We start from the raw sequence: 12961 nt of genomic DNA on the forward strand, positions 1-12961 counted from the left end.
CGGCGTGGAACCCGGATTCGCTCAGCGTGGCGAACCAGGAACTCAACCTGGGCGGCGCGAACATCACGATTTCGTCGACCGCGACGATCAGCACCCAGGCCAGCGCGCAGGCGATGATCGACACGATCACGACCACGCAGACCAACCTGACCGCGGTCCTCGGCAGGCTCGGTGCTGCTTCGCGCAAGATCGACGCGCAGCAGACCTTCACCAGCAAGCTCTCGGACGTGATCGACAGCGGCATCGGCAACCTTGTCGACGCCGACCTGGCGAAGGAATCGGCGAAGTTGCAGGCACTGCAGGTCAAGCAGCAGCTCGGTGTGCAGGCTCTGTCGATCGCCAACCAGGCGCCGCAGACCATCACCTCGCTGTTCCGCTAAGAGCCCAAGGCCCAACCCTGGGGGCCGAAGGCTGGAGAAAGAGGGTCGGGATGGTTCGCCATCCCGGCCCTTTTTTCATTGGGACGGGGACGGAGTACGATTTTTTTGGGGTGGCCGCTCTCCGCCGCCTGCCATAGGCCTGCCTGCATGACGACGTCGACCGCGCGGGGCTTGGATGCCCTGACCGAGAAGGAAAAGCAGACGCTCCGCCTGATCGTCCGCGGGCATGATGCCAAGTCGATCGCGCGCAGCCTCGGTCTTTCGATCCACACGATCAACGAGCGGCTGCGCGAGGCGCGGCGCAAGCTGGCGGTTTCCAGCAGTCGCGAGGCGGCGCGGCTGCTGCTCGATGCCGAAGGCGAGCCCCCCAAAACCTTGGAGGACACACAAATCGGGGAAGCCGCCGGGCCATCCGATCGGGAAGAAAGGGCCAGCGCCGGACGGACGTCCCGTCGGCGCCCCCTCTTGATCGGAGCCATCGTCATGCCCGTATTCCTGGGATTGCTTATCCTCGCCGCGCTGCCCAACGCGCAAGTGCCGACACCCGCGCACCAGCGCGCCGCCATCGAGACGCACGATCCGGCGATCCTCGATACCGCGCGCCGCTTCCTCGAACTGGGCGACCAGGCGAACTGGGCGGGCAGCTATGCGATGACCGGCAAGAGCTTCCAGCAGCTCAACTCGGCCGAGGTCTGGGCCCGCGCGTCGGAGAAGGTGCGCGTGCCGCTCGGCGCGGTGAAGGCGCGTACCCTGCTCAGCGAGCAGAGCCTGCCCGCGCCGCCGGACGGCTATGAGGTCGTCAAGTTCCGCACCCGCTTCGCCAACAAGGCCTCGGCGGTCGAGACCGTGACGCTGGAGCGCGAGGGCGAGGCGTGGAAGGTCGTCGGCGTCACCGTCGGCTGAGGCCGCGCGGCGACCAAACAAAAAAGCCGGGGTTCGCGCCCCGGCTTTTTCGTGTTCGCTTGTGCGGACCCGCAGGTCCCGCCGGTCACTTGACCCGTTCGACGTCCTCGAACCCCAGCTCCAGCGGGGTCGCGCGGCCGAAGATCGAGATCGAGACCTTCACGCGGTTCTTGTCGTAATCCAGCTCTTCCACCACGCCCGAGAAGGTGGCGAAGTTGCCGCTGATGACCTTGACCGTGTCGCCGATGTCGAAATCGACCTTGAGCTTGGCCTTGGGCGCGGCGGTGGCCGCTTCTTCCTTGGTATTGAGGATGCGGGCGGCTTCCGCCTCGCTGATCGGCTGCGGCTTGCCCGAGCTGCCGAGGAAGCCGGTCACCTTCGGCGTGTTCTTCACCAGGTGATAGACGTCGTCGTTCATCTCGAGCTTGGCGAGGACGTAGCCGGGGAAGAACTTCCGCTCGGACTGGATCTTCTTGCCGCGACGCACTTCCGTGACCGTCTCGGTCGGCACTTCGACGGCCTCGACGAGGCGATCGAGACCCAGGCGGGTGGCGTCGGCCAGGATCTGGTCGCGGACCTTGCCCTCGAAACCGGAATAGGCGTGGATGATGTACCAGCGCGACATGATTGTTGGTCTTTCCTTACTGCGCGAGGCGGAGGAGGGCGTTGACGATCAGATCGAACAGCGAATCGATGCCGAGGAAGAAGCTGCCGAGCAGCGTCGTCATGATCATCACCATCACGCCGGTCATGATCGTTTCGCGGCGGCTGGGCCATGCGATCTTCGACGTTTCCTGGCGCACCTGGCGCATGAATTCGACGGGACTGGTCTTCGCCACTTGGGCATCCTCGAATGAAACGGTTGATGCGTCGGGCATGGGTCCGCTGCCCGGTCCTTCTCAGGAACCGGTGCAATCCACCCACGCTTTCGGCTAGGGGTCCGTATCTAGAGGATCGTGCGGCTGAGTGCAAGCGTGGGGAGGACCGGACGCCGTTACCGCTGCTTCATGCCCCGCACGCGGTGCCAGATGTAGAAGGCCACCAGCGCGACCAGCACCACACCGATCAGCGCGTCGGCGCTGTGGAAGGCGGCCTTCATGCGGGGGTCGCTGTCCCACTTCTCGCCCAGCGTCATGCCCACCCAGGCGAGGCCGAAGCACCAGGGCCAGCTGCCGATAAAGGTGTAGACGTGGAACGGCACCAGCTTCATCCGCGCGACGCCGGCCGGGAAGGCGATGAACGAGCGGATCACCGGCAGCAGCCGGCCGATCAGCACCGCGATGCTGCCATAGCGGGCGAAGAAGCGGTCCGCCGCGTCGATCTCGCCCGGGCCGATCAGGACGTACTTGCCCCAACGCAGCGCCAGCGGCCGCCCGCCGCGCTTGCCGACCTCATAGGCGACGATCGAGCCGAGGTTGCAGCCGATCGCGCCCGCCGTCGCCGCCAGGTAGAGATCGAACCGGCCGGTGGAGACCAGATAGCCGGCAAACGGCATGATGATCTCCGACGGCAGGGGAATGCAGGCGGATTCGATCGCCATCAGGAGCGCGATGCCGAGATAGCCCCCGCTCGAGATGACCCAGATGGTGAAGGTGGCGAGGATGCCCAGGATGCGTTCGACCATGGCGGCTTCGTTGCGGCACCCGCGCGGATTTTGGAAGCCGCTTTTTTGCGCGGCGCAGCAACACCCGTTGCGGCTTGGCGGAGCCGGGTGTGTCTGATAACCCGGAGTAATTAGGCGACGGAGAGGGATTTCATGGGCTTGGCAACCGGGCGGATGCGCCCTTCGCGGCGGGCGTTTCTTGCCGGCACCTGCAGCGGCGCGGTGGCGATCGGCGGGGGCGTGGCCTTGCCGCATCCGGCAGCGGCGGTGGCGGTGGACGGTGCCCCGGTCGCGGCGCCCCGGCTCCAGCCGTTCGACATGGCGGATGTGACGCTGGGGGAGGGGCCTTTCCTCCACGCCCAGCGCGCGACCGAGGCCTATCTGCTGCGGCTCGAGCCCGATCGGCTGCTCCACCAGTTCCGCGTCAATGCCGGCCTCGAACCCAAGGCGCCGGCCTATGGCGGGTGGGAATCGGATCCGCTCTGGTCCGACATTCACTGCCAGGGGCATACGCTCGGCCATTATCTCTCGGCCTGCGCGCTGGCCTATCGCGCGACGGGCGAGGCCCGGTATCGCCAGCGCGTCGACTATATCGCGACCGAGCTCGGCGCCTGCCAGGACGCCGCGAAGAGCGGGCTGGTTACCGCCTTCCCCAAGGGCGCGGCGCTGGTATCGGCGCATCTGCGCGGCGAGAAGATCACCGGCGTGCCCTGGTACACACTGCACAAGGTCTATGCGGGCCTGCGCGACGGCGCGCTGCTCGCCGACAGCGAACCGGCCCGCGCGACGCTGCTCCGCCTCGCCGACTGGGGTGTGGTGGCGAGCCGGCCGCTCTCCGACGCCGAGTTCGAGGCGATGCTGGAGACCGAGCATGGCGGCATGAACGAGATCTATGCCGATCTCTATTTCATGACCGGCAAGGAGGAATATCGGGCAATCGCGCGGCGCTTTTCGCACAAGGCGCTGCTGGCGCCGCTCGCCAGGGCGCAGGACCATCTCGACGGGCTGCACGCCAATACGCAGGTGCCCAAGGTGGTCGGCTTCCAGCGCGTCTACGAGGCGACCGGCGATGCCGCGTACCGGGATGCCGCGGCATTCTTCTGGAAGACGGTGGCGCAAACCCGCTCCTTCGCGACCGGCGGGCACGGCGACAACGAGCATTTCTTCGCGATGGCGGACTTCGAGACCCACGTCTTCTCGGCCAAGGGATCGGAGACCTGCTGCCAGCACAACATGCTGAAGCTGACCCGCGCGCTGTTCCTCCACGATCCCGATCCGGCCTATGCCGATTATTACGAGCGGACGCTCTACAACGGCATCCTCGCCTCGCAGGATCCGGACAGCGGCATGGCGACCTATTTCCAGGGCGCGCGGCCCGGCTACATGAAGCTCTATCACACCCCCGAGCACAGCTTCTGGTGCTGCACCGGCACGGGGATGGAGAACCATGTAAAATACCGCGATTCAATCTACTTCCACGACGCCTCGACGCTGTACGTGAACCTGTTCCTGCCATCGACGCTGCGCTGGCGCGACAAGGGGGCGGTGCTGGTGCAGGAGACCCGCTTTCCCGAGGTGCCGACGACGACGCTGCGCTGGCGGCTGGACAAGCCGGTCGACGTGACGCTGAGCCTCCGCCACCCCGGCTGGAGCCGCACGGCGACCGTGCGGGTGAACGGCAAGGTGGCGGCGCGCTCGGTCGCACCCGGCAGCCGCATCGCGCTGCCGCGCAACTGGCGCGACGGCGATGTCGTGGAACTGCAACTGGTGATGGAACCGGGCGTCGAGCGCGCCCCCGCCGCGCCGGACGTGGTCGCCTTCACCTATGGCCCGCTGGTGCTGGCGGGCGCGCTGGGTGCGCAGGGGCTGGCGCCGGGGGCGGACATCGTCGTCAACGAACGCGACTATGGCCGGTACAATGACGGTCCGGTGCAGGTGCCGGTGCTGGCGGGCGACCCGCAGGCGCTGCTGGCGCAGATGCGGCCGGGCAAGGCGCCGCTCGAATTCACCTTGCCCGCGGCCGACGGCGCGCCGGTGCGGCTTATCCCCTATCACCGCATCGCGCACGAACGCTATGCGACCTATTGGAAGCTCGCGCCGGTGACGGCGTGACGCGGATGGCGCCGCGCGCAAGGCCGCTCGATCAGGCTGCCTCGTTCGCGCAATAGCGGTCGAGAAAGGCGGCGTGCGGGGGAAGCGCAGCAACGCAGCGCGCAACGTTCCCCCGCAGGTCGCCCAGCGCCCGCTTGAGCTGGTCGGGCGGCGCGAGGCGCGCGAGTGGATTGTGCGCGCGCGGGCGCATGCCCTGTCCCATCAATACCTGCACCCAGGAATCGACGCGGAAGAGATCGTCCGAATCCTGGTAGGCGATGGCGTTCTGCTCGAACAGGGCCATACGCTGCGCCAGCGATTGGGGAATCTCCATTGCGCGCATCCGCCGCCAGAAGGGCGAATCGGTGCGTTGCGTGAGATGATAGTGCAGGATGATGAAGTCGCGTATGTGCTCCATCTCCGCCCGCGCAACCCCGTTATAGCGTTCGGTCAGCGCCGGCGTGACGCCGTCGAACGGGAAGGCGTGGATCAGTCGGGTGATGCCGATCTTGATCAGGTGGATGCTGGTGGATTCGAGCGGCTCGACAAAGCCCGACGACAGGCCGAGCGCGATGCAGTTCTTGTTCCAGGACTTTTTCCGCCGTCCGCTGACATAGCGGATGAGGCGCGGCTCGGTGACCGGCGCGCCGTCAATGCTGTCGACCAGCTTGGCGCGCGCCTCCTCGTCGCTCAGAAACCCGTTGCAATAGACCAGGCCGTTGCCGACGCGGTGCTGCAGCGGAATGCGCCAGCGCCATCCTGCCTCATGCGCGATCGCGCGGGTGTAGGGGAGGGCGGGCCCCGTCGATTCGGTCTGGACGACCCAGGCGCTGTTGGTCGGTAGCCACGCGCTCCAGTCCTCATAGCCGGTCTTCAGCGTCTCCTCGATCAGCAGGCCATGAAAGCCGGTGCAGTCGATGAACAGATCGCCTTCGATCCGTTCGCCTGACGAGAGGCCCAGCGCCGTGAGAAAGCCGGTGTCGGGATCCTGCTCGATCGCGGCGATCTTGCCCTCGACGCGCCGCACGCCTGCCTTTTCCGACAATTGCCGGAGCGCGCGCGCATAGGCGGTTGCGTCGAGATGATAGGCATAGCTCAGCGGCGTTCCGTTCAGCTCGGTCGCAAACCGCCCTTGCTGTGCAGCGAGATACTCGACGCAATAGTCGCCCACCGGCCCGCCAAAGCCCTGCGCCGTCGCCTCGAGCCAGTAGTGATGAAAATCGGCAAGGCCGGTCGGCTGGCCCGTGGTGCCGAAGCTGTGGAAATAGCGCTCGCCGATCTGGCCCCAATTCTCGAACGAGATGCCCAGTTTGAAACTGGCACCGTTCGCGCGCATGAAGCTTTGTTCGTCGATGCCAAGAAATTTGTGAAACGCGCGGCTGGTGGGAATGGTGGATTCGCCGACGCCCACGGTGCCGATCGCATCGGATTCGATCAGGGTGATGTCGATCAGGCTTCCCAGATGCCGTACCAGTGCGGCGGCGGCGACCCATCCGGCGGTACCACCGCCTGCGATCACGACGCGCCTCACGGCCTGCCCATTGCGTGTTGCTTCACCCATCGCCGGTCCTATCGGTTCATCTTGCGTAATATCTCCGCGCGCAGTCGACGCGCCGCCATGGTGTCGAGCGGTGCCAGCGCGCCGCGGGCCTCCGCCGGCAGATGCGCGCCCGCACGGTCGGCGGGGCCGAAAACATAATAGTCGAACAGCGCGCGCCAAGCGTCCTTCTCGGCCGAAGGCCGGTCGCGGAGGCTGATCAGCCCATGCAGCAATGTGATCATCGGGGTGTCGACAAATGCCGGCGTGTCGTTCCACCAGTAGTTGATCATTGCATTGAACGCGTCGAGCGCCTCGACCTGGTGCCACCACATGGCAGGGTAGATCAGCGCGTCGCCCGGCTCAAGATCGGCGACTTCGCCGACTGCCATCGCCTCGGCAAAATTGGGGAAGCGGTCCAAGTCCGGGTTGGCGATATCGACCATGGTGACGACCTGGCCGGCAGGGGTCGGATCGAGTGGGCCGGGGTAGAGATTGGCGATCTGATCGGGCGGAAACAGGGTGAAGCGGCGGCGCCCGACCATGCACACCGCAATGTTGTTCGACATGTCGTAATGTGCTGCCGTGGTCGTGCGGTTGCCGATCCAGATGCTGACCAGGGGCGGATGGGCTGCGAGCTGCGGGTCGGCGAATTGCAGCGCGTCCGATACCCGCAGCCCCGGCAGATAATGGTCGATGTCGGTCGAGCCGATGAAGATGGAAGGGGCGTGCGGGTCGCCCAGCGTGGCACGTATCCGGTCGAGATATGCCGAGAGCGAGCCGCTCTCCCGCGCGAAGTTCAGCGCGGTGCAGGTGGGGTCATAGCCCCAGCGCCCGTGGATCGACGGATCGCCGACAAATGCCGTGACCGGCCGACCGCCATCGAGCGCCCGGAGCGCGGCGATCGCTGTTTCCGCACCCTCCAGCCCTGCCGCGACCAGCGGCAGGTGCCGGGCGATGCCGCGCAGGATCGCCGGACGACCTTCCGCGATCAGCGCCGCGACGGGCAGGCTGTGCGCGTCCGCTCCCTCGATCACGCGCGTACGGCGAGCGATGGCAGGCATGTCGATCAGGCGCTCTCGGCCAGCCGCATCTGCTTGCGCGCGATCAGCTGCTGAATGTTGCCGAGCGAGGCTGCCGCGAGGGTGGCGAGGCGGAGCAGCCCCGTGCTGTGCAACTGCTCGAGCAAGGCACCGCGCAGCGCGGCAAGCTGTGCGATGTCAACGACCAGCACATCGGGGACGGTGAAGCGCAGATCCTCGCGTACATCGATGTTGAGCGTGACCTCTGTCAGCAATCCGGCGTCGTCGAGCGCGGCATATGCCGCCGGTGCTGTCTCCACGCCCTCGTACAACAGCCGGAGGACGCCCGTCACATATTCCAGATACGGGGCATTGCCGCCATGTTCGAGGAACAGCGGCAGGCCATCCTCGGCGCCCACGCGCGGATCGTCCATGTCGACATGGACCATCGGCTCGCCGGGCTCGGCACCGGGACCGTCGCGTACGATCCCGATCGAGAAGGGGCCGCGCTGGTGGCTGGCGGGAACATAGCGGCTGAGCCACTGATGGTCCGCCAGGAACAGGTTTTCATCGCGGTCGAGCCCGAGCAAGGCATAGGCTTGGAGCCCGGTTTCGCGTCGGCGGAAGATGATGGCGAATTCGCGCTGCAGTTCCTCGAACTCAGCCGGAAACACCAGTGCCTGGTTGGCGGCATCTCCATATGCGGCGCCCGCCGCCCGGCGCACGCGCAGATCGGCGTGGTCTACATTATTGATCTGTATTGGATTCATCAGCTCCGACCCTGTTCAGCGCAGCGATGGTATCGCAGGTGCGACCAGAAAGAAAAAGCCGCTGCGATCAGCGCAGCGGCCCTTCCTTTGGTTCGGCAGAGCGTGGGCGCAGCCCACGCTCGCACGCATCAGAAGCGGAACCGTGCGCCTGCCCAGAAGCGGGGCTTCAGTTCCTGCACGAAGACGAGATTGGTCTTCGTACGGGCATATTGGCGGAACGGCTCACTCGTCAGGTTGACGGCTTCCAACGACAGCGAAATCCGCTCGTTGATGTCGTAGCTGATGCTCGCATCCAGCGTTCCGAACGTGTCGGTGAACAGCGGATTGCGGTTACCACCCTGGTTCGTCGCCGTCAGATACTTGTCGCGCCAGTTGTACGACACGCGGGCCGAAATGCCGTTTTTCTCGTAGATGCCGGTGAGGTTGGCGCTGTCGCCCAGCCCGGTCAACGCGAAGATGTTGACGTTGGGATTGGCATAGGGATCGACATTCACGTCGCCGTTCACCTTCGTGTACGACGCAGCGAAACCAAGGCCGGAATTGCCGAAGAAGTGCGTCCAGGCAAATTCGAAGCCGTTGATCTTCCCTTCGCGATTGTTGATCGGACCGCTGATCGCAAAGTTGACGAGAGGATCGGCCGCGTCGCCGGTGAGGTCGATCGACGTGGCCAGCTGATTGTAGAAGGCGGTCCGCAGCTCGCCCGTTGCCGGGTCGATACCGCCCTGGAACGCTGCCGTTGCCGCAGCCTGATTGCCGTTGTTCAGCTGCAGGAGTGCCGTGTAGGCGAACAGGTTGATGTCGCTAAGCGCCCGCCCGGTCGAGCGGAGATAGTCAAGCGCGATCCCCGAACGCGATCCCGGCGTGCCCGCGCCCGGATCCCGCAGGCCGAACAGGTTGCCGTTGGTGATCTGGGTGCCGACAAAGTTGCGCACGGTCTTGTAGAAGAAGCCGGCCGAGATGAAGCTCGACGGCTTGTAGTACCATTCCACCGACGCGTCGAAATTGTCCGAAACCAGCGGGAGCAGGCCCGGATCGTTCCTGCTGGCCGGGGCAGGTGCGGCGCCCAGCGCGGTCGGGCGGTTCGGCGCATTCGCCGTGACCGAGGCGAACAGGTTGCCATAGTCGGCACGGGCCAGCGTCCGGCTGAACGAGGTGCGTGCAACAACGTTGTCAATTACTTCGATGTTAAAGTCGAGCGACGGCAGCAAGTTGCTGTACGAAGCCTTTGCCCGCACCGCACCACCTGCCGGGCCACCCAGCACGGTGAAATCGTTGTCGGACTGCCACACCAGCGCGGCCGGCACCGACTGCAGGGCCACCGAGTCAACGTTCGTCTGTTCGTAGCGAACGCCGATCAGGGCATTGGCCTTGCGACCACCGATCTCGCCGCCCCATGCCATCTGGCCATAGACCGCCCAGGTCTTCTCGCCGACCGTATCGTCCGACGACCCGTTCAGATTGACGCCGCGACCGGCGATGCCCGAGTTGGCGTAGAAGGGCGAATAGAAGTTGTTGAGATCGACGGCATTGCCGCGGAAGGCAACCAGCGCCGAACCCTGCGAGTTCGGGTTGTACTTGTCGAACTTGCAGGTCAGGCAATAGGTGCTGACGAGGTTCGGCGTGCGCTGCCTGACGATGCCCGCATCCTCGATGCCCCAGTCACCCAGCATCTGCTGGGTGTTGCGCGACGCGGAGCGCATCTTCGCATCGACATACTGACCGCCGAAGGCAAAGCTGCTGCGGTCGCCGAAATCCCATTTGAATTCGCCGCTGAACTGATTGATCCGCGCTTCCTGCCGTGACGTGATGACACGCGCGATCTGCGTACCAACGTCGCCGATATCGAGGACGCCGTTGTTGTTGCCGCCACGGCCGCCATTGGTGGCAGGGTTGTCGTTGATCGTTTCCGACTGCTGCGGGAAGCCGGTGGTGAAATCGACCCTGTGCGATGCGCGGACGGGCGCGCCGATCGAGAACGTCGTCGCCGACGAACCGTTCGAATTGTCCGGATTGGTCGTCGACTTCGAGTGGTTGGCATCGAATTTCAGCGACATGCGGTCGGCGAAATCCCACTTCACATTGCCACCGATCGCATAGAGTTCGGTGCTGGTGGCGAAGCGCTGCTGTTCGTAGCCCTTGTCCGCGAGGATCGACTCGGCGAGGACGACGGCAGACTGCATCTGCTTGTTGTCATCGAACGTCACGGCAGTGAACGGACGCTGGAACCAGTTGGTCTGCTCGCTGCGCTCGTCGCTGAGCTTGTTGCGCGCATAGAGGCCGTCGACCGCAAACTCCAGATTTTCGGTCGGCTTGAACTGCATGACAGCCTGGCCGTTCAGGCGCTCGCGACGATTTTCGGAGAACTGATACCGGCTGTCGTTCGGGATCTGCACATAGGCCGTTGTGGGCCGGTTCGTAATGGTCGTCGTCGGGCGGATGTACGTGCCGGCGGTGTTCAGGAAGTCGGCCAGCGGAACGATGTTCCAGTAGTTCGGATTCGACTGGACCGAGGTCGATTCACGCAGCTGATAGCTGCCGAATACCGACACGCCGAAGGTTTCTCCTGCATTCTTGTAGTTGAGCAGACCCTGCAGTTCGGGCGTGATCTTGCTCAGCTTGCCCTCGGCATTCTCCACGGTTCGGTCGTAGAGTGCCTTCGCACCGACCGAGCCGGAGAACCCGGGCTGGGAAGCCTCGAGCGGTCGGCGGGTCACGATGTTGATCGCCGCGCCGATGCCGCCCGACGGGATGTTGGCACGGCCGGTCTTGTACACTTCCAGGCGGGAAACGCCTTCCGAGGCGAGATTCTGGAAGTCGAACGAGCGGCCGGTGCCGGTGGCGAACGCGTTGCCCGTGCTGAGATCGATGTTGGTCGCGGCGAGCTGGCGGCCGTTGACCGTCACCAGGTTGAAACCGCCGCTAAAGCCGCGAACCGCGACCTGCGAACCTTCGCCGTTCGAGCGGCTGATGGAAACGCCCGTGATCCGCTGCAGCGATTCGGCCAGGTTCGTGTCGGGGAATTTGCCGATGTCTTCAGCCGAGATCGCATCGACCACGCCTGCCGAGGTGCGCTTGATGTCGATGGCGCGGTCGAGACTGGCGCGAATGCCAGTGACCACTATCTCTTCTGTCGTCTCTGCCTGAGCAGCAGGTGGTGTCGTCTGCGCCATTGCCCCCACGGGCAGCAGCGACGCGATCCCGATCGCGTAAAACGATGTCGAACGTGCAAGCGCCGATACGGCGGAATAGCCCCTCATCTCTTCTCTCCCTGATGGCCGCGAACTTCTGTCGCAGTTGCGCCCCATGCGGACTGTCGCCGCATTGATGGTAACGCTACCTTGGAACGTCGATATGTCAACATGAGGTTTGCGATTTCGAGATTGCTGGCGCCGATTGGCGCGAGGGTGTGACATTTCTTTCACTGTCACGGGGCGGCCGCTTCGCAGCTCCCGCTCGAGCGTTTTTTGCTATCGTTCAGCGGCTGTCGAAGTGCGGCCGTTGTTGCAGCTGCTCTGTCACGACGCTGGACGGTCGTGCCGGCTATGGCGCGAAGTTCGGCCAGGGCTGGCAGCGAGGCAAGGATCGTCGATCGGCGGTCCATCCGCCGCACATGCTGCCGGCGCTCCACCGGGCGGCCCTGCTGGATAGCTGCGTATTCGACGCGGCTTTGAGCGCAGGCCGCGCGCGCCGATCCGGCGTCCAGCACTACGGCTGAAGGCGCGACTTAACGTCAAATTGCGTGGGGTTCTATCGTTCAACGACAGAGAAGTGGCAGGGGAGCTCGGATTCGAACCGAGGGCCTTCGGTTTTGGAGACCGACGCTCTAACCAGCTGAGCTACACCCCTGTGCGGGCTGCCCCTTTATCGGGCGATTTGCGCGGGGGCAATAGGCAAGATGCATCCGCCGGCACGGTACCGAACCGAAAAGCGCCGCCGCGGGGATCCGCGACGGCGCTTCGGGAGCAACGGTTCGAACGTCTTGTTTTTTTAGGCGGCGGTGAAGGTGACGCGCGTACGGCGCGTACGGCGCAGCGCTGCGCCGGCCAGGCCGAAGCCGCCGATCATCATGCCCCAGGCTGCCGGTTCCGGTACGCCGGTGGGAGAGAACACGCCCTGCGCGCCATAGGAGCCGTTGCCGCGCGACACGCCGGTGACGGTGATGTTGTTCTGCACGCCGGCGAGGATCTGCACGTCGTTGGCGAACACCACTTCATTGCGGCCGCCGCCGAAGGTGCCCAGCAGCTGCACGCCGTTGAAGAACACCGAGGTCAGGTCGAGATCCGTCGGGCCGTTGAGTTTGACCGCGCTGGTCGCGACCGAGCCGCTGGCGAAGCCGTTCTGGGGCAGCGTGAACTGGTAGATATGCGTGAAGGCGCCGGCCTTGATGCCGGACTGGCCGAAATTGGTCGAGATCGTGCCATCGCCGTCCAGGGCGATGTTCATGTCGGCCGGGCCGAAATAGGTCTGGGCCTGTGCGGGCGCGACGGCAACCAGGGCCGAGGCGGCGAGCGCCGCGGCCATAAGCGAACGATACATGCGGGGTGTCTCCCTAGAACGGCAATCGAACCATTGCGGTGGAGGCGAGACCCTTCAGGGTTCCGGAAGTTCCCGTCGAAAATCAGCCATATGTCTCAGATCGGGAACGGGCCGTCGCC

The 12961-nt window shown here is 65.1% G+C and carries 11 protein-coding genes and 1 tRNA gene; 3 read left to right on the forward strand and 9 right to left on the reverse strand.

Translation table 11 applies throughout. The features are described from left to right. Both KK7_RS0101210 and KK7_RS0101215 read left to right on the forward strand, forming a co-directional pair. Positions 1-380: flagellin (locus tag KK7_RS0101210; RefSeq protein ID WP_010542825.1), on the forward strand; the 380-nt coding region annotated here is incomplete at its 5' end. Between the two features lie 147 nt (positions 381-527). Further along, a complete protein-coding gene (locus KK7_RS0101215; RefSeq protein WP_010542826.1) occupies positions 528-1283 on the forward strand; it encodes a helix-turn-helix domain-containing protein in 756 nt (251 codons plus the stop codon). Between the two features lie 85 nt (positions 1284-1368). Here the strand turns inward: KK7_RS0101215 and nusG are convergent, their stop codons facing one another. The 3 genes from nusG to KK7_RS0101230 all read right to left on the reverse strand — a co-directional run bounded on the left by nusG (position 1369) and on the right by KK7_RS0101230 (position 2907). After that, a complete protein-coding gene (nusG, locus tag KK7_RS0101220) occupies positions 1369-1908 on the reverse strand; it encodes a transcription termination/antitermination protein NusG (protein WP_010542827.1) in 540 nt (179 codons plus the stop codon). Between the two features lie 16 nt (positions 1909-1924). Further along, on the reverse strand, positions 1925-2122 hold the full coding sequence (gene secE, locus KK7_RS0101225; RefSeq protein WP_010542828.1) for a preprotein translocase subunit SecE: 198 nt from the start codon (positions 2120-2122) through the stop codon (positions 1925-1927). Positions 2123-2277: 155 nt separating this feature from the next. Continuing rightward, positions 2278-2907, reverse strand: coding sequence for a DedA family protein (locus KK7_RS0101230; protein ID WP_010542829.1), 630 nt, complete (start codon positions 2905-2907; stop codon positions 2278-2280). A 132-nt stretch (positions 2908-3039) separates the two neighbouring features. On the opposite strand from KK7_RS0101230, the gene KK7_RS0101235 reads away from it, so the two are divergent. Beyond that, positions 3040-4998 carry a glycoside hydrolase family 127 protein gene (locus KK7_RS0101235; protein ID WP_010542830.1) on the forward strand — a complete coding sequence of 653 codons (1959 nt, stop codon included), beginning with the start codon at positions 3040-3042 and terminating at the stop codon, positions 4996-4998. 31 nt (positions 4999-5029) lie between these two features. Here the strand turns inward: KK7_RS0101235 and KK7_RS0101240 are convergent, their stop codons facing one another. The 6 genes from KK7_RS0101240 to KK7_RS0101265 all read right to left on the reverse strand — a co-directional run bounded on the left by KK7_RS0101240 (position 5030) and on the right by KK7_RS0101265 (position 12842). After that, complete coding sequence (locus KK7_RS0101240) at positions 5030-6538, reverse strand: tryptophan halogenase family protein (RefSeq protein WP_029622591.1); 1509 nt, start codon at positions 6536-6538, stop codon at positions 5030-5032. A gap of 8 nt (positions 6539-6546) precedes the next feature. Further along, entirely contained in the window at positions 6547-7578 is a 1032-nt protein-coding gene (locus tag KK7_RS0101245; RefSeq protein WP_010542832.1) for a cupin-like domain-containing protein, read from the reverse strand. Positions 7579-7583: 5 nt separating this feature from the next. Next, positions 7584-8306, reverse strand: coding sequence for a SapC family protein (locus KK7_RS0101250; protein WP_010542833.1), 723 nt, complete (start codon positions 8304-8306; stop codon positions 7584-7586). Positions 8307-8434: 128 nt separating this feature from the next. Next, entirely contained in the window at positions 8435-11425 is a 2991-nt protein-coding gene (locus KK7_RS0101255; protein WP_010542834.1) for a TonB-dependent receptor, read from the reverse strand. Positions 11426-12075: 650 nt separating this feature from the next. Beyond that, a tRNA-Trp gene (locus KK7_RS0101260) sits at positions 12076-12152 on the reverse strand. A gap of 141 nt (positions 12153-12293) precedes the next feature. Then, a complete protein-coding gene (locus KK7_RS0101265; RefSeq protein ID WP_010542835.1) occupies positions 12294-12842 on the reverse strand; it encodes an FxDxF family PEP-CTERM protein in 549 nt (182 codons plus the stop codon). Positions 12843-12961: the final 119 nt, after the last annotated feature.

The organism is Sphingomonas elodea ATCC 31461 (genome assembly GCF_000226955.1).
Lineage (GTDB): Bacteria > Pseudomonadota > Alphaproteobacteria > Sphingomonadales > Sphingomonadaceae > Sphingomonas > Sphingomonas elodea.